Raw genomic sequence first — 17,441 nt, 5'->3', positions numbered from 1 at the left:
ACGAGTGCGTCCCGGTGGCTCCGTAGATGTCTGTGACGACGACGGTCGCGGTGTGCGTGCCAACGTCGGCGGCGGTGGTCGCCCACAGAATCCGGCCGAGCGATCGATTGTCATGCCGGCCGGCGAGTGGTCAGCGAGAACGTCACCGCATCGCCTTCCGGATCCTCGGCGACGACGTCGTAGCGGAACGTTGCGTGGCTGGAAACGGTCGCCGGTGCGGTCGACGTGATTGCCGGTGCCTGGTTGATTCGCGCGAGAATCGCGAACCGCTGGATGGCTCGGCCGCCCTGACCGTCGTCGACGGCAACTTCAACAATGTGCGGACCCGCCTGCGTTGAGGCGGGTGTCCACAGAATCAGGCCATTCGCGTCGATCGTCATTCCTGTCGGCGAAGTCAGCAGACTGAACGTGACAACTTCGCCTTCCGGGTCTTCGGCGTCGACCTGATATTCGTACAGAGCGTCAACGGTGGCTCGGAAGCCGGGCCGTGACGTAATGACGGGGTCGAGGTTCACGACCTGCTGAGTCACGTTAACGGCAAAGCTCTGCGTAGCCGAATTGCCGGCCGCATCCGTGACGACGACGGTGACATTCGCCAAACCGGTTTGCGTTGAATCGGGCGTCCAGCGGATGACTCCGGTGAGCGGATCAACCTGCATTCCGGCCGGGGCCGTCGTCAGCGAGAACGTCAGGACATCGCCTTCCGGATCGAATGCTCGCACCGGATAAACATAGCGCTGATCGGTGACGGCTGCGGTTCCCGGTGCCGATGCGATCGTTGGAGGAAGGTTCAGACACGTTACGGAAACCGTGAATTCCTGCGTCACGGCCGCGAACGACGGGTCAGTTCCCTGCACGACAAATTGCTGCAGCCCGAGTTGATTCAGAGTTGGCGTCCAGCGCAGCGTTCCGTTGAGCGGATCGATGGAAACTCCGGCAGGTGCCTGGACCAACGACCACTGTACCGGATCGTTGTCGGCGTCGAAGGCCAGCAGGTCGTATTCGAACGCAGTGCCGGCGACCGCGAACGTCTGCGGTGTTGAGACGATCTGCGGTGCGGTATTCGCTTCCTGAGAAACCACGTCCAGTGTGAACGACTGCGTGACGATGCCACCCTGCCCGTCATCAACGGATACGGTAACATCGTGCGTGCCGATGTCGGCGGCGGTCGGCATCCACAGCAACTGCCGAGCATCTGCGTCCAGCGTCATCGCGGCAGGCGATGTCGTTAGTGACAGCACAAGAGCGTCGTTGTCAACATCGAAGGCGTCAACGAAATACGCCCATGTGCGGCCGATCGGAATTGTGAGTCGCGGATTCGAACTGATGACCGGGGCGTTGTTTCCTGTCGGATCGCTGACCTGAATGTCGAATGCCTGAATCGTGACTCCACCGTTGCCGTCGCCGACCTGAATTTCGACTGTCTGCGTTCCGACAGTTGCAGGAGTGAACGAGAACGTTGCGGCCTGCAGCCCGGTTATCGGCGTGATGGTTGCTCCGGCAGGCGGGGCGTTCAGGCTGAATGTCAGCGCGTCGTCGTTCGCGTCCTGGGCGAAGATTCGGTACTCGAATGGCTGGCCGGTCAACGCCGTCAGCGGCGGCGTGGATGTAATCACCGGAGCGGTGTTGGCATCGTCGGCGGGAATCGAAGCTGGGTCGATGCTGCAGAGGGTGAACGACTGCCGCGCGGTGCCTCCGTTGCCGTCGGAGACTTCCAGCGTCACGGAGTGGGTCGCCAACTGAGCAGCGGTCGGTGTCCAGGTGACGAGTCCCGTCGCCGGATCAACCGTCATTCCGGCAGGGCCGTCGACCAGCGAGAATGTCAGCGAATCGCCGTCGGCATCGATGGCGTCGGCGTCGTAGACATATTGCGTGTCCAGCGTTGCCAGCACGGGCGGAGTTGTCGTGAACGCAGGTGCTCGATTGGCCGGCGCGTCGACGACGGTCAAGACGAATGACTGTTCGGCACGACCGCCGCGGCCGTCGGTGACTTCGACCGTGACGGAATGCGAGCCGCGGTCGACGGCGGTCGGTGTCCACGAAACGAAACCGCTGACCGGGTCGATCGTCATCGCGGCCGGAGCCTGCAGCAGCGAAAATGTCAGCGCGTCGTTGTTCGCATCAGTCGCGTCGGCGTCGTAGGCAAACGTTCGGTCGACGATCGCAGTCGTTGTCGGAAGAGATACGATCGCCGGTGCTTCGTTCAGGCGGCCGAAGAAGACCAGGTCGTAGTCGAATTGTGTGCCGTTCGGATTGAAGAACTCAGCCGACAGGAAGCCGGTTTCGCTGTTCGGATCGAGCGATCCGCTCATGACCAGCCCGGTGAAGTCGTAGAACGGAATGCCGTCGGGGGTCGTGCCGTCGATGTTGCGGACGAGAACTCGCGGATCGGTGATGTTGGTGATTCCGACCAGCAGCGGGACGTCGGCTGAGAACTGTCCGGTGTTGCGAACGGCGATGTCCGCGAACAGCGTCTGTGTCGCCGCATTGAACGACGTCTGAGCGTACGCGACGTCGAAGCTGCCCGTGACGTCGGAGAACTGCGAGAAGTCGACTTCGCCGTCAGGGATCTGTTCGCCGGTCAGAATCAGCGTGACGGTAGCGGTCTGATCGCGGGAATCGTGAGCGGCGAATTGGAACACGTTGTCGCCGGGACCGACAAAGACTCGCGTGAAGAAGTTTCCAGCGGCGTCGAAGCTTTCGACGGGAATTCCGTTGACCGACACGTAGTCCAGCGACGCGAACGGCCGGTCGGCAGCGGCGATGCCAGTGACAACCAGCGTGGTTCCGGCGGGCACGGTCGTGCCGGCCGCCGGAGACAGAATGGTGATCGTTGGCGGCGCTACGTCGCCGAGCCAGTCGACGATCGAATCATCCACGATCGTTCCGACAGAAGCGGACACGACATCGCGGCCTTCGATCGTTCCGGTGTACGTGAACACGGCGACTCCAGCGGAGTCCGTGAACGCGAAGCCGGTCTGCGGGTTGGCTCCGGCAACCGAAAAGTCCACTCGCACGCCTTCCACAGAATTGCCGTCGCTATCGGTGACGGTGGCGGTGAAATCCTGCAGCGTGTTGATCGGCAGGCTGACGGTTTCCGGAACCAGCGTGACGGCGCTGACGGTTGCCACTTCGCTCAGCGACTGGCCGCCGACATAGCCGTACGAATCGAAGCTGCCGAAGCCGTACACGAACAAACCGAACGGCTGCGGCCCGGCGACTTCGTACGAACCGAGATCAATTGGCACCTGGACTCCGAAGAAGCCGCTGGTTCCGATGGCGGTGTAGTCGCTCGCGTCGACCGGCGTTCCGTTGACTTCGATCAATCCGACCGCGTCAGCCGGTGCGACAATGTTCAGGAAATTGCGATCGAAACGTTCGCCTTCGGGAATCGCGTCTTCCGCCGGAGTCGCCACCGTGTAATTGGCCAGGAACTGTTCGAACGGCGGTACCAGCATCATGAACGGATCGCCCAGGAAGTTCGGATCACCGCCGGGCTGGTTCCGGTAGAACTCCTGCGACTGAGCGTACTGCGCGACCAGGATCGGGTTGTTCGACGTAACCTCCGCGGCGTCGACGAGGACCATTTCGTGGAATTGTCCACGATTGAGCGTGGCGACGAGTGTGCCGTCGACGAAGACTTCGGTGCCGTCCGCCTGCGCAAGAAAGCGGTAGCGATCGCCGACAGTCGTGCCCGTGGCCAGCGGGAACGTGACGAACCGCCGGCCCCACGTGCTGGTGGGCGTCATCTGTTCGACCAGGTGATCGGCCGCGAAGAAGTTCGTGGGCACGAATGCCGCGCGGCTGCCGCCGAACAGCGCGAATGGTTTGTCGCCGGTGATGATCGTGCCGGTCAGGTCGGCCACGGCGCCGAAGTTGTTGAGCTGATCGCGAATCAGATACGTTTCGCCGGCATCCAGCGTGACGGTGTGTTCCGGTATGCGGAACTGGCTGTCGACAACGTTCAGGTACACGAGCCGTCCGGCGGGACTGTCAAAGGTGTACGTTCCTCGGCCGTTGATCGGCACGGTGATGGTTTCGAGCGAATTGAAGCCGGTCGGCGTGACGGGCGTGTCCGGCGTTCGCGTGGCTCGGAACGTGAAATCGATCGGTGTGTTCACGCGACCGACGATTCCCAGAAGGTAGGTGCCTTCGATCCATGTGCGTCCGGTAAAGTCGCGGCCGTTGTTGTCACCGCCGAGATTGCGTCCGGCGGGGTCGAACAGGTGCCAGAAGAACCCGCCGATACCGGTTTCGGTGATGTTGTCGAAGTCGATGCTGGCGGCGGTGTCAGCGTCGATGCGGAAGAACTGCGCCTGCCGGCCAGGGTTGAGCGTGATGTCGATGTCCGTGTCGAACGTCAGCAGCGGCGCGTTGTCCAGATCGAGAATGCGGAACGAAAAGTCCGCGGGATCAATGGTGGTGTCGCCCTGCACGGAGACCACATAGCGAGCGGTGCGGGGAACCGTCAGCAGGAACGTGGTTGATGAGTCGCCGTTCTGATCGGCGGTGCCACTGTAAAACGTGAAGCGGCCGGGGTCGGTGATTTGCAGCAGCACGCGTTCTGTGTCGTCGTCGAGCCCGTCCACCAGGAGCCTCTGCCCCGCGGTCAGGTCGATCTGAAAGTGCTGTTCGGTGCGCGCGGGAGTAATCGTTCCGGAGATCACTTCGCCGAGACTGATGACGGGGGCGGCGCTGACGTCCTGAATGCGGAACGCGAAGTCGGCGGCAGTGTTCTGCACGCCCTGCAGTACGACGTAGTGTTTTCCGGTCCGGATCAGGTTGTTGCCGCCGTCCCGTTCAGCAAGGCTGCCGAAGACGCCGTCAACGCGATTCAGGTTTTCGTCGTACGTGGCGATCGTGGTCGTACCGGGGGCAATTCCGTCGTATGCGACCAGTTGATTGGCCGTGCCGTCGAAAGAGAACGCAACGGCTTCGCGACCGGTCGGAAGCGTGCCGGAGACGATCGTGTCGAAGCTGATCGGCGTCGAACCGGATTGCAGGTCGAGGATCTGGAACGTGTAGCTGCCGGCGGCCGAAGCGGTGTCACCCACGACCGAGAGCGTGTACGTGCCGGATTTTTCAAGGAAGAACGGACCTGAATCGGTGAGTTCGTTAAGACCGAAAACTCCACCGACAACCAGCACACCGTCCGGATCGAAAATGCGAACTCGCAGGTTCTCATTGACGGTATCGCGGGCATCGAGGATGACCGGTGTTCCGGCCGGTGCCGTGAAGTCATACGTCGCGGTTTCACCAGCATTGATTGTGAGCGTTGTTTCGGTGTTCAGTCCGGATTTGGCGACGAGCGCGTCATCGGTCAGGTCGACCTGGAAGTCGAACGTGCCGCTGTCCAGAATTCCGACCCCGCGCAAGCGAACGACGTAATCGCCTTCCTGTGCCAGTCGCGCGTCGAAGGCACCGTTCGAGAAGGTTGCGACTCTGCGGTTCGACGGATCAAACACATCGATCTGGATTCGGCCAGTGACGGTGATATTGCTGAATGCAGCGGCCTGAGCCGGCCCGGCAGGCAGACGGAAGAATTCAGCCCGGCCGTCTCCGAACGTTCCCGTGACGCTGGTGCCGAGCGGCAGGACGGGCAGATCGGCGACGTCGAACATGCGGAAACCGTAGCTCGCCTGCGGACCGAATGTGCCGCTCGCCAGAGTCACGAAGTATTCGCCGTCTTCCGGCAGAGTCCGGGGATCCAGATCGGCGAACGCGTTCGTTCGCGACAGCAGCGTGATGCCCGGATCCCACAAATCGAGCGTCACGAGGCTCCCGTTTGGGTCGAATCCGTCGTAGATGATTCGCTGGCCGGCGGTGCCGTTGTAACGGAAGACATCCGTCTCACGGCCGAGCGGCATCGTGCCGGTCACTTCCGTGCCGAACGGCAGCAGCGGGGCAGTCTCCAGGTCAAGCATCCGGAACGAGAAGTCGTAAGCGGCATCCCCTTCGCCAACGACAAGCACGTAGTAGGTACCGGTTTCCGGAGCAAGCGTCGTTGTGGTCTGGAGCGGGTTGGGAAAATCGTTGTTTGTGTTGAGGGCTGTGATGACGCCGCTGGGCGAAACCAGGCGGACTGTCGTGGTGGGGCCGCCGGGACTGATTGCGTCGTAGTAGATCCGCTGGCCGGTAGTGGCGCCGAACGAAAACACGCGGGCTTCGCGACCGGTCGGAAGCGTCGTGGTGACGGTTTCGCCGAAATTGATCGGCGTCGCGGCGGTGGCGAAATCGAGCAGTTCGAACGTATACGTGCCGGCGTAACCCTCCAGCAACGCGTCAACCGTGATCGTGTGTGTGCCGGACTGGTCCAGCAGCAGAGTTCCAATGTCGGTACCGTTGTTCCGCGTGTAGCCAAGGCCGCTGGTCCCAGATGGACGGACGATCGCGGCAAGGTTCGATTCGACGCTGAACGATCCTTCTCCCGGCACGATCGTGACGACAGTGTCATCTTCGGTGGCGACCACCAGAAATTCGGTATTCGGAGTGCTGGAGATCAGTCGCGAGCCGTTGTTGTAGCCCAGGTTGATGTACTCGGTTCCCAGCGCGTCGACGGGCAGGGCAAGGAATGCGTCCGTCGTGTTCACGGCGCGGTTCAGGCCGTACACCGTCACGTCATCCTGCGTCACCACATGCACACCGAGCGCCTGGATTTCGGCGATCAGTTCCGCTTCAACGTCGAAGTCTGTTTGGGTGTCGAACGAATCCTCGCGGCTGTCGAGACTCGGCAGGTCGACCGTCGTCACCTCGCCGGGATTCACAACAAAGTCCGCTCGGAATGGAACCGACGTGCTCGGGTCGATCAGCCCCGGAATCTCCACGAATCCCGTCGTGGCGACGTCACCGGTGACGAACAACTGCTTCTTCGGCACGTTGCCGCTTTCCAGCAGGTTGTCCATGAACCCGATCCAGAACTCCGTGCCGCGGGAATCGAATGTCGGCGACTGAACTCCGGCAGCCCCGGCCTGTAATGGCGAATCGGTGAACGCAATGCCGTTCGACGACGCTGTGCCGTTCGACGGAGTGCTGACGGCCGGATTCCGTGTGCCAGCGGACAAACCGGTGACGATTCCAGGCGGAACCGCGGCGGTGCCCGAACTGTTCGCACCGGATTGCGGCGCGGAGCCCTGCTGACTCGAACCACCCGACGGCTCTGGAGCAACCAACAGCGGAGCCGCGCCGGGAGTGATCTGCATGTCCGTCAGAGTCACAGATGTCGTCGTGTCGCTGTCGTTGTTGACCAGCCGAGCCACCAGCGTGGCCGTCGAACCGATCGGCACGGCAGACAGGTTCACGGTCACGGTCGCACCGTCGAACGTGACTCCGGCGGCGGTTTCCGGCGAGAGTTCTTCGGTCACGTTGAAAAAGACATCGCGACCGGGAGCTGTCGTGCTGACCAGCGAGACTCCGTTCTGATCCAGCAGAGCCAGTTCGAATGCATCGTTGACGAACGCCGGATCGGTCGTGTCGAACGTCAGGCCGCTGAAGCTGAGCAACAGTTGAGAATCGGTCGTGACGATGTCGAACGTGGTCTGAATCTGGACAAAAAAGGAATCACCTTCGGTTAGCACGGCGGTGCAGTCCTGAGCGACAACACCTCCGCGACCGGTAGCAGAACCACCGGATTCCGTCACCGTCCAGCCCGTCAGATTGTCGTCGAAAACGCAGCGGTCGACTGCAATGATGATCGTTTCGAAGTCATCCAGCGACGGATTGCCGTCGTCGGTGACTCGCACGGTGACTGGCACGTCCTGTCCGCTGAATGCGGTTGTCGGCGTCCAGCGAAAGACGCCGGTGACCGGATCAATCGTCGCGCCCGCCGGAGCACCTGCGTCGAGCGAAAACGTCAGCGCATTCGGCGGAATGTCCGGATCAGATGCCGTCGCCGTGAACGTCAGTTCGACGTCGACGTCCGCCGTCCGGTTGCCGATTGGATCGAGTACCGGCGCTTCATTGACTTCTTCCACCGTGATCGTGAACGCAACCTGATCGCTGCCGCCGGCTCCGTCGTCGACCTGAACCGTAATCGGGTAGCTGCCTGGCCCCTGAGCTTCCGACGGAGTCCAGTTGAACTGCCCCGTCGCGCCGTCGATGTTGACTCCGGCCGGAACGGTGCCGATCAGCGACCAGGTCAGCGTGTTCGCCGGAAGGTCGTTGTCGGTGGCCGGAATCAGAATCGCCACGACGCCGTTTTCCGGAACAGTACGATCGTCCACCGGATCCAGCACCGGAGCCTGGTTCACTTCGTTGACGGAGATCGTGATCGTTTCGGAATCGCTGCCGCCGACTCCGTCGTGAACGTTGACCGTCACGTCGAATGTTCCGGGACCGTCAGATTCGGACGGCATCCACGAGAATTCGCCCGTCTGCGGATCGATCGACGCACCGGCCGGCGCGTTAGTGAGACTGAACGTCAGCGTGTTCGGCGGCAGGTCGCTGTCCGTGGCCGATGCCGTGAACGTCAGCGTTTGTTCCTCGTCGACCGTTCGATTGCCGATCGGAGCCAGCACGGGAGGCTGATTCACTTCGTTGACGATTACGGAGAACGTCAGCTCGTCGAACAGTCCGGTTTCGTCTTCGACTCGCACAGTGACCGGAAACGTTCCGGGGCCGTCGGCTTCCAATGGAGTCCATTCGAACAGCCCGGTCGTCTGGTTGACCGTCGCGGTTGCCGGACCGCTGACCAGCGAGAACATCAGGTCCGCCGGGTCAGAATCAGGATCGCTCGCCGTGAGCTGAACGGAAGCGGTGGAATCTTCGTCGACAGTCTGATCGGCGACTGCGTTCAGTGCGGGAGGTTGGTTCGTCGACGTTCCGAATTCGAACGAAATCACCAGGTCGTCGAAGTCCCGGTCTCCGCCGCGAGTCAGGTCTTCCCAGAAGATCGTGTTCTCGTCCCAGCGCGTGTGGTCAAAGTTGTCCGGATTGGCGTCCACGAATCCGAAGAACGCCTTCGGGAAATTGCACAGCCGGTTCTGCGGATTGCGGCGCAGCCAGTAGCTGAGCGATGAGTTCTGAATCAGGTACACACCGTAGTGGGCGTCGGCTTCCAGTTCGACGGTGACCTGAGAACCGACGGCAGCGTTGCGTTCGAAGATCGTCAGTTGAGAGGCCGACGTCAGCGCGGCTCGCGCGTAGCCGCGGTCGTCGGGCGTCAGATTTCCGATGCGTCCGGTTTCGTCATCGACTTTGAAGATGCCGAATTCACTGCGATACGCCGCCATGCGTTCGTCGAGCGTAAACGTCGCCGAGACGACTCCCGTCGGCGACGGAGGCGTCAGGATTGTCGGCCCCGGCAGGTCACCGACAGTCAGCGTCACCACGACGTCGTCGAAATCGCGGTCGCCGCCGAAGGTCAGGTCTTCCCAGCCGAACTGCCACGTGCCGGAGCCCAGATCTTCCGACCGCAGATGATCGAAGTGATCGGGATTGGCCTCGGTGACGGAAAAGAACGTCTTCGGCGAGCGATTCAGTCGGTTCTGCGGGTTGTTTCGCAGGAACCGCCGCGAGTCGCTGTTCTGAATCAGATAGAAGGCGACGTGAGAACCGCCGGGGACCGTCAGCGATTCGGTTTCGCCGATCGCATCGAATCGGTCGAACAGCAAGGTATGGCTGTCGTCCTGCAGGGCCTCGCGAGCGTACTTGTTGCGGTCGGGATCGACGCCGTCGACGGCTCCGGAATCGTCGTCGGCGATGAACAGTCCCAGTTCACTGCGAAACGCGCCGTTGCGGTCGGACAGTTCGAAGTTCAGCGTGACCTGTTCGTCGGGACTGCCGGGCACAACAAACAGCCCGAGATCTGTCAGGCCGTCGCCGCTGAGCAGCAGGCGCTCTTCCAGCGATTCCGAAGGCACGGATGAGAAGAGTCTCTGCCGACGACGTTTGCAGGCCGCGGAAGACCTCCCGTCAGCACGGACTCGGTCGAACAGCACGGAACGCACTCGGCACAGCCACGCAGACAGGAACATCGGTTCGTCCCTCAATTCTGGACACGACAGGAACCCGAACGTAATGCCGCCTGGCGGCGGGCGAGTCGGGTGTGAATGACCTGATGCCGGGGGTGCAGACTCTTGATGTCGTTTCAGGTGAACGCAGCGTCGGGACGCTGAATGCCACGCGGTATCCTGCTGCGCACGTGGCGGCGTCGCCAAATCCGGCCCACAATCTGAAATGCGCGAGCTTCCGGATCCTTTCAGAAAAAAACGGAAAAAATGCAGCCGGGTCGCCGCTACGGCTCGGAAACGCCGCCAGGGCGTGAGCCGGGAAGCGCGCTCGTAGCTCGCGGCTCATCGAGTAAATGGGGGTGTTGATCCAAATGCGTTTCAGGCGAAACGGGCCGACACACCAGTGTGGAAAGTGCACGTGTCGGCGTTTCGGGCCTGATGGCGCGAAATCGCCGGGTACCCGAGCCGGCCGTCAGCGCATAAGAAAAGCCGGTTTCGAAGCCTGCAGATGTCTGCAGTTCAAAACCGGCTGGTTCACAGCAGGTTCACAACGCGGTCGGCCAGTCCTTTTTCGCCGAGCACGATGTTCATCTTGCCGCTCGATGCGATCTTTTCCAGAACTTCCAGTTCCCGAAGACGCATCAACGTCGGGTTGTCAGCCAGCACCTTCGCGGTGTTCGCCTGGCTTCGCATCGCAGCCGTTTCTTCGCGACGTGAGATGAGGTTGGCTTCGGCCGCCTTCTTCGCCTCCGTCACCCGGTTCATCAGATCCTTCATTTCGCCCGGCAGAATCACATCCCGGATTCCGACCGAAGCAATATCCAGACCCAGGTCACTTGCGCGCCCCTTCACGAGTTCCTCGATGTCATTCGCAACAGCTTCCTTTTCTGTCAGGAACGCATCCAGTTCACGAGTTCCCACGACCGCTCGCAGAGCCAGCTGCACCTCGCGGTACAGCGCCTGACGAACGTCGTCGGTTGACGACACGGCTTTCACCGCATCAACGACACGGTACGTCACGGCCGCGTTCATGCGCAGAGACACCTTGTCCAGCGTCATGATTTCCTGACCGCTGACGTCGACCATCGTTTCACGCATGTCGATTTCCGCGATCTTCGCGTCACCGGTTCCCTTCCAGTACGCATACAGACCTGGAGCCAGCGTATCGACGTACTTGCCGTCGATGAACAGGACTCCCACGTTCTGCCGGTTGATTGTGCAGACATCGAGCACGCGCGACACCATTGGCGACGCCGTGATGACTCGCAGATCCGGGTGTTCGAAACGCACCGATCGAGCATCAACGATGTCGATCTTCACGTCCTTCACTCCGGTCCAGTATGCGTACAGTCCCGCCGGCAACACGTGGCTGAAGCGACCTTCAATCCACACCAGTCCTCGCTGGTGGTCCTTCAGGTCAACAACAATCGCGTGACCGTCGAGCGATCCCGACTTGACGATGACGTCCAGTTTGTCGTGCTGCAGCCACGGATCACGCTTCGACACGACGTCTACACGCAGCTTGTACAGCGGATCGAATCGCCGGTGACCACCTTCGTGCAGCAGACCCCGGAACTCGTCTTCATGGAAGACCAGGCCGACTTCATAGCTGCGGATTCGGATTCGGTTGAATGGGTACATGGACTTGCCTTTCTTCTTCGCTTGTCCCGTGATCGCAGACCACGTGGTCTGTCGTGTACGTAGTCTCAAGCCGGCCTGGTCTGCGACCACGGGGTAAACGATCCGGATCGCCGGAACGCAGAAAACAGCCGTCGGAAGACGACACAACTGCCGATCACATGGTGACTCGCGGAGTATCCCTTGAGCGAACCGAAACGTGCGGCGTCGGTCGATCTCGTCATCTCACCGAAAGCCGCGTTGCCGCAGGCCATCAGGATCTGATTCCATCGAAGTCAACCACACGTTCGGAACGCGGTATCCGTGAACTGCAGGGCGAGCCGTACATGCTGCGGTGATGGACATTGTCGCCGCCGTGGGGTTCACGGACTTGCCGTGAATCCAAAACGATCGACGCAACGTCATCACCCGCAGATCAGACAATCGTTCGTCTTCCTCGGGCCTTTGGTGAACGCAGTCGCGTTCGTGTTGGTTCGGTTTTCAGCCGAACGGGAGCTGTGGACGGGATTCGAACCCGCAACCTTCAGGTGAGCAACCTGATGCCCTACCCAATTGGGCTACCACTTCGATGCCATCCGGTTCAGAACCCATGTTCGGGACACGTGCGGCTGATCTCTGAACGAGAAGTCCGGCGCGCCGCTGGCCCTGACAGCATCAAGCTTTCATTGATACTCCGTGTTTCCATCGTTTAACCGCGAGCCCTGGCGAGCGCTGCGCCGACAGACGGCACTGCGACCAACAAAGCCATCGCTGAATGAAATCGACTTCCAGTGCCGGACTTCGCAACCGTCATACCAGAGCGCTCCCCCAGGGGTCGCGGTTAAACCGAATGTCCTCGCCAGGAATCGAACCTGGTCTTCGACCTTCGCAGAGTCGCGTGCAAATCCTGCACACTCCGAGGACAACAAACAATGAGGGTGACCGAGCGGAATCGAACCGCCGACAAACAGCTTCACAAACTGCCTCCGGAAACCAGCACCGGACCCGGCCACAGCGGAGGACAAGGGATTCGAACCCTCACGACGCGAACGCCGCACGGTTTAGCAAACCGGCCCGGCAAGCCGTATCCGGCTATCCTCCGAAACACAAATTACACAAACGCAAATGGAGCCACGGGGTAACGCTCCCCACCATCTTCCTTGCAAAGGAAAAGTCCGACCTTCCGGCGGCCCCTTGTTGGAACACTCAAATCTCAGCCTACAAGTCTCGAACGAACAGAATCGCGGACACGGGTGTTGATCCCGTCAGGTCGGCCTTATGAAAGCCAACTGAGCACCGGCTCGTCCGCATGGATAAACTCACAAATAGCACCGGAGAGATTCGAACTCTCAACGTCTCGGGTCTAAGCCGAGTGCCTCTGCCAAATTGGGCTACGGTGCCAAAAAGCACCCCCGACCGGATTTGAACCGGTGATCTCCACCGTGACAGGGTGGCGAGCACTCCTGGCTGCTCTGCGAGGGCGTTTATTAAATGTCTCCATAGCACCGGTGAGAGTCGAACTCACACTGCGCCGTGTTTGAAACGACCGCCTCTGCCATTGGGCTACGGTGCTGCGTGTCTTGATTGATCCCGGTTGGACTCGAACCAACGATTGTCTGTGTGTAGGACAGATGCATTTGCCGCTATGCTACGGGACCGGATCATGCGGAAGCCGTGGGACTCGAACCCACAACGCCGTTGCCGACGCAACAGTTTTCAAGACTGCGTCCTCATCCAGCCGGATGACTTCCGAAAGAGTTGAGAGTTGAGGGTTGAGGGTTGAGAGACAGAGCAGACGCTGTTGACGCTTCTGCCTTGAACCTTCCTCATTCCAAAGATGCCTCACCAGGATTCGAACCTGATCACACAGTTTCAGAGACTGCGGTGCTGCCGTTACACCATGAGGCAATGTGTGGTTGGCGCCGCGAGCAGCGGCAAATACGGACAGGGAGAGTTGAACTCCCGCTTCCGGTGTGGAAGACCGGCGTGCTGCCATAACACTTCGTCCGTGTAACGAGCGGAGGCCGAGGGACTTGAACCCTCAACGGACAAGCCGCGGCGGTTTTCGAAACCGCTTCCTCACCATTCGGATGACCTCCTGACTTAAAAGCTCCGGCGGCAGGAATCGAACCTGCGACACAACGGTTAACAGCCGCCTGCCTGTACCAGCACAGACTCCACCGGAATGATGGATTTGAGATTTCAAATTTGAGATTTCAGATTTCAGATCTACAAAGTGGCGCTGTACGGAATCGAACCGCTTATCCGGATGGCACGCGGGTTACAGCCGCGTTCAGATCCCACTCTGAAGCAACGCCGGAATTTCAAAACATCCAAATGCAGCCGACCGGAATCGAACCGGCGTCCTCACGTTGGCAACGTGACGTCCTGCCATTGAACGACGGCTGCGAAATGTCATCGCTCTGTTGAATTCACAAAGAGGCACCGACAGGAATTGAACCCGCATCTCCTGAGTACAAAACAGGAATCTTGCCGTTAGACGACAGTGCCAAAACTGATTTCCAAATCCGCCGAGAGGGATTCGAACCCCCGTTGGTCCGGTTAAGAGCCGGGTGCATCGCCGCTCTGCCATCGACGGTTGATGAGTTTGTCTTCATGCAAGATGGGAAGCCGCGGAATCGAACCTCGTGGACCGCTTTATAAGAACGGCTGTCGAACCATCGACAACACTTCCCGAAAGTCAGTGGGCCCGGAGAGATTCGAACTCTCATATGCGCCGGTTAAAAGCCGGGTGCATTCCTGTCTGCCACAAGCCCGTGAATTGGTATTCGAGGGGCCGTGCGTTTGAGTCGTGTGGGCATTGGAGTTGTTTCCGTCAATGTCATTGAATAGCCCGGGAAGGAGTCGAACCTTCGTTTCCGCCTTATCAGAGCGACGTCCTTCCGTTGAACGACCGGGCTGTCGTTGAGAAGCAGCGACGAGACGATTCGAACGCCTTCCGCGAGGTTTGGAAGCTCGCTGCTCTCCCAGGAGCACATCGGTGTGGAGGTAGTCAACAGGGAACTGGGAATAGTAAATCGTGGTTGCACTGAGCAGCCCGCCCAGGATTCGAACCTGGAATAAGACGTTCGAAGCGTCTCGTGATATCCAATTTCACTAACAGGCCATCATGAGTTGATGAACAGAATGAGTGACGCGAACTGGATTCGAACCGGCGTCCACGAGGTGAAAGCCCGTGTGTCCTTCCTGTAGACGACCGCGCCCTTGAGATCTCGTTGTCGAAAATGGCCGACTCAGGACTTGCACCTGACTGTCGAAGCTTATGAGGCTTCACTGGTCACTTGACCGTCGGCGATGTTGTGCCCCTTCATCCACCCTTTGGGCACGTTCTCACCCGTTGGGGAAATGGACATGCGGAAAGTGGGTCGAGAGGCGCTCGAATCCTCGTCTGCGGTTCTTCAGACCGCCGCTAAACCGTCTCAGCTACCGACCCGTGCGATTCTGTCCGCGCACAAAAAAAGCCCGGAGTATTGGTGACTCCGGGCGTGGCGCTGCCGTGGCAGTGAATGCCGGAAGTCAAAAGTCGTGGTTCTGTATCAGGCCGCCGAACTGCGGCCAGCGGGCAGACTCACCCGATCGCGCAATCCGGTCGCCCCGGCGACCGATGTGATCGAAGGAATGCCCTTCGTTTCGCATGGTGTCGAAGTTGCCGTGGCGGTTTTTGGGATTTCGGGTCCGGGAATGCACGACCTATGGCTTTCGCTGTTGACAATGATTCTTGACGGCACGCGTTCCGGGCCGACGGCTGAAACGCGGTGTCCGTGGATAGGACGCGGCGGATTGCCGGGAGTTCGCGCAATTTCTGGAAAAGCAGAAAACCGAATCACCGGCCGGTCTTCCGGAGGCGGCCGGTAGTTCTGTTCGGTAATTTACGGCAGTCGTGCAGTGCCAGATACCGTTGTCCCGGAGTGAATGTGACCATGGACGAATCGCGGCAGAATCCGTTCTTTCGAATTCGCGAGGCAGGCCAGCGCAGCGTCATCGAGTTTGATTCGTCGATTGTTGAAGCGGCGGATCGGACGGACGAACTGCGAGCCGAACTGAACCAGTTCCTGTTCGACAATGACTGTCGCGTGCTGATCATCGATCTGCTGAAAACAAAGTACCTGCCAAGCGCCGTGCTGGGCGTGCTGACTCTGGTGAAACGAGGCGGAGCCGATCTGCATCTCGTGAACGCTCCCGAGGAGGTCGTGGAGATCATGCAGGTCACGAAGCTGAACACGCTGATTCACGTCAACGAAATCCAGCTTCCTCCGGCCGCTGAGCCGTCGTCGGTGTCGACGGCAGAGAATGCTGACGGCGCGAAGCGCGCGGCCGTGGAGGGATATTTTGTTCCGTGTCCGAAATGTTCGTGCGAACAGAGGATCAGCAAGCATCAACTGGGACACGAGGTTAAGTGCGGTGACTGTCACCGCGACTTTCATGTGACCGCTGAGGAACTGCAGTCCGCTGCGTATCTGTTTCTGGACTGTCCACATTGCCATCGTGAGCTGCGATGTGCCCGGAAGTATGTGTCACGACCGGTCGCCTGCAACTTCTGCGACGGGGTGCTGGAAATTCACATGTACGTCTGACCGGTCTTTAGGATTCGACGATTCCGGAGATCGTCCAGTGGCGGTCGGTTGTGGCACAGACCCACGCGGAGTTGAAACCCGCACCAGCCAGAAGCTCCCGAACCTCGTCGACCGTCAGTGCCGCGTGAAGTGATTCGCGAAACATGCGCTGCTGAAATGCGTTTTCGCTGCCGGCATGAGTCGCCACCAGATGGTCGACGGCGGACGAAGTTTCCGGCCTCATCAGGTCGCGAATAAAGATGGCCGCGCCGCCTTTGGCAACGCGGGCAATTTCGCGGAAGACCAGAGCCGGTTCCGGGATGTGGTGAACGATGCTGTTGGAGATCACGACGTCGCACGAATGATCACGGACGGGCATCTGCTTGGCGTCGAAGAACAGCGGCAGAACTTGCCCGGAGCTGTTCGCTGACTCAATATTGCGCTGGGCCAGCTTCAGCATTTCCGTCGAAAGATCGCAGGCAGCGATCGGACCGCAGTCCGGCCAGTCGCGCCGCAGCTGAATCGGGATCAGAGCGGTGCCGGTTCCAAGATCCAGAACGGTCGGCGACGTCTTGCGAAGTGCGGGAGCGCGATGCTGCAGGAATTTCAGGAAGTCATCCACGAAACACTGGTTCACCGCGGCATGGTCCATCGAATCATAGGCTGCGGCTTCCTCCGCGGTGTCCATGACTTCCGGTTCGGTGACTCGGGGAATCGTCATTCAGCCGCCTTCAAAAAAAAAGAGCCCGGCGATTCGGTGATCGGCCGGGCTTCGGGAAGACACTTGCGAACTCAGGCTGGTCAGCCCTGATAGAACGGATGCGCTGCGGTGTCTCGCTTGGCGAGCATCTGATCCGCCGATGGCTCGTTCTTCATCGCTCGTTCAATCGACTCCTTCGTGGCCTGGTAGTTGTATTCGTAGATTTTCTTGTCATCTTCAGCCTGCCAGTGAATGAACACACCGCAGACGATGCACAGATTGTCGCACTGGTCCTTCGGGATGACACCGGACTTCACGCAATCGGAAACGGCGTCCGCCACGGCTTTCTGCGCGGGGCCGAACATCTGAACGGCCTGTCGTGCGCCTTTGATCGTGACCTTGGTGATCATCACCGTGGACGGTTTGACGGCGACGTTTGGTTCCATCACGGCCAGCAGATTGCTGTGCCCCATTTTCTGCCCGGCGAGAGCATTTGCAAATGCATGACCCACAGGACCATTCTTGTCGCCGATCAGCAGATCGATGTGCGCGACTTCATTACCTTCGCCGACGAGAGATTCACCAACGTACATGGACATTCGA

At 60.0% G+C, this 17,441-nt stretch carries 5 protein-coding genes and 20 tRNA genes; 1 reads left to right on the top strand and 24 read right to left on the bottom strand.

Going from position 1 to position 17,441, the window contains the following annotated elements; genetic code table 11:
- Positions 1-110: 110 nt before the first annotated feature.
- The 22 genes from R3C19_13050 to R3C19_12945 form a co-directional block, all read right to left on the bottom strand.
- Positions 111-9,971 carry a putative Ig domain-containing protein gene (locus R3C19_13050; protein ID MEZ6061266.1) on the bottom strand — a complete coding sequence of 3,287 codons (9,861 nt, stop codon included), beginning with the start codon at positions 9,969-9,971 and terminating at the stop codon, positions 111-113.
- 510 nt (positions 9,972-10,481) lie between these two features.
- A complete protein-coding gene (locus tag R3C19_13045; GenBank protein MEZ6061265.1) occupies positions 10,482-11,588 on the bottom strand; it encodes a slipin family protein in 1,107 nt (368 codons plus the stop codon).
- A 493-nt stretch (positions 11,589-12,081) separates the two neighbouring features.
- Positions 12,082-12,149: transfer RNA gene (locus tag R3C19_13040), tRNA-Ser, on the bottom strand.
- 352 nt (positions 12,150-12,501) lie between these two features.
- Positions 12,502-12,577 (bottom strand) — tRNA-His (locus tag R3C19_13035).
- 2 nt (positions 12,578-12,579) lie between these two features.
- Positions 12,580-12,665 (bottom strand) — tRNA-Ser (locus tag R3C19_13030).
- 225 nt (positions 12,666-12,890) lie between these two features.
- Positions 12,891-12,965 (bottom strand) — tRNA-Leu (locus R3C19_13025).
- 6 nt (positions 12,966-12,971) lie between these two features.
- Positions 12,972-13,046: transfer RNA gene (locus R3C19_13020), tRNA-Asp, on the bottom strand.
- 18 nt (positions 13,047-13,064) lie between these two features.
- A tRNA-Leu gene (locus tag R3C19_13015) sits at positions 13,065-13,137 on the bottom strand.
- 12 nt (positions 13,138-13,149) lie between these two features.
- Positions 13,150-13,222 (bottom strand) — tRNA-Val (locus R3C19_13010).
- Between the two features lie 8 nt (positions 13,223-13,230).
- Positions 13,231-13,315: transfer RNA gene (locus tag R3C19_13005), tRNA-Ser, on the bottom strand.
- Between the two features lie 86 nt (positions 13,316-13,401).
- Positions 13,402-13,472: transfer RNA gene (locus R3C19_13000), tRNA-Gln, on the bottom strand.
- 31 nt (positions 13,473-13,503) lie between these two features.
- Positions 13,504-13,574: transfer RNA gene (locus tag R3C19_12995), tRNA-Gly, on the bottom strand.
- A gap of 8 nt (positions 13,575-13,582) precedes the next feature.
- Positions 13,583-13,663: transfer RNA gene (locus tag R3C19_12990), tRNA-Ser, on the bottom strand.
- A gap of 11 nt (positions 13,664-13,674) precedes the next feature.
- A tRNA-Asn gene (locus R3C19_12985) sits at positions 13,675-13,749 on the bottom strand.
- 153 nt (positions 13,750-13,902) lie between these two features.
- Positions 13,903-13,973: transfer RNA gene (locus R3C19_12980), tRNA-Gly, on the bottom strand.
- Between the two features lie 31 nt (positions 13,974-14,004).
- Positions 14,005-14,075 (bottom strand) — tRNA-Thr (locus R3C19_12975).
- A 16-nt stretch (positions 14,076-14,091) separates the two neighbouring features.
- Positions 14,092-14,163, bottom strand: a tRNA-Lys gene (locus tag R3C19_12970).
- Between the two features lie 106 nt (positions 14,164-14,269).
- Positions 14,270-14,341: transfer RNA gene (locus R3C19_12965), tRNA-Lys, on the bottom strand.
- Between the two features lie 73 nt (positions 14,342-14,414).
- A tRNA-Ile gene (locus R3C19_12960) sits at positions 14,415-14,485 on the bottom strand.
- A 133-nt stretch (positions 14,486-14,618) separates the two neighbouring features.
- Positions 14,619-14,691, bottom strand: a tRNA-Arg gene (locus R3C19_12955).
- Between the two features lie 25 nt (positions 14,692-14,716).
- Positions 14,717-14,788, bottom strand: a tRNA-Glu gene (locus tag R3C19_12950).
- Positions 14,789-14,946: 158 nt separating this feature from the next.
- A tRNA-Phe gene (locus R3C19_12945) sits at positions 14,947-15,018 on the bottom strand.
- Between the two features lie 487 nt (positions 15,019-15,505).
- On the opposite strand from R3C19_12945, the gene R3C19_12940 reads away from it, so the two are divergent.
- Complete coding sequence (locus R3C19_12940; GenBank protein ID MEZ6061264.1) at positions 15,506-16,159, top strand: STAS domain-containing protein; 654 nt, start codon at positions 15,506-15,508, stop codon at positions 16,157-16,159.
- Positions 16,160-16,166: 7 nt separating this feature from the next.
- Here R3C19_12940 and R3C19_12935 read toward each other — a convergent pair whose 3' ends face one another.
- Positions 16,167-16,859 carry a class I SAM-dependent methyltransferase gene (locus tag R3C19_12935; GenBank protein ID MEZ6061263.1) on the bottom strand — a complete coding sequence of 231 codons (693 nt, stop codon included), beginning with the start codon at positions 16,857-16,859 and terminating at the stop codon, positions 16,167-16,169.
- A gap of 80 nt (positions 16,860-16,939) precedes the next feature.
- On the bottom strand, positions 16,940-17,437 hold the full coding sequence (gene fae / locus R3C19_12930; GenBank protein MEZ6061262.1) for a formaldehyde-activating enzyme: 498 nt from the start codon (positions 17,435-17,437) through the stop codon (positions 16,940-16,942).
- Positions 17,438-17,441: the final 4 nt, after the last annotated feature.

This window comes from Planctomycetaceae bacterium (assembly GCA_041398785.1).
Classification (GTDB): domain Bacteria; phylum Planctomycetota; class Planctomycetia; order Planctomycetales; family Planctomycetaceae; genus JAWKUA01.
This window is presented reverse-complemented; position numbering and strand designations above follow the sequence as displayed.

Coding starts and splice junctions, on each gene's coding strand:
- R3C19_13050 (MEZ6061266.1), bottom strand. CDS start 9,971: ATGTTCCTGTCTGCGTGGCTGTGCCGAGTGCGTTCCGTGCTGTTCGAC.
- R3C19_13045 (MEZ6061265.1), bottom strand. CDS start 11,588: ATGTACCCATTCAACCGAATCCGAATCCGCAGCTATGAAGTCGGCCTG.
- R3C19_12940 (MEZ6061264.1), top strand. CDS start 15,506: ATGGACGAATCGCGGCAGAATCCGTTCTTTCGAATTCGCGAGGCAGGC.
- R3C19_12935 (MEZ6061263.1), bottom strand. CDS start 16,859: ATGACGATTCCCCGAGTCACCGAACCGGAAGTCATGGACACCGCGGAG.
- fae (MEZ6061262.1), bottom strand. CDS start 17,437: ATGTCCATGTACGTTGGTGAATCTCTCGTCGGCGAAGGTAATGAAGTC.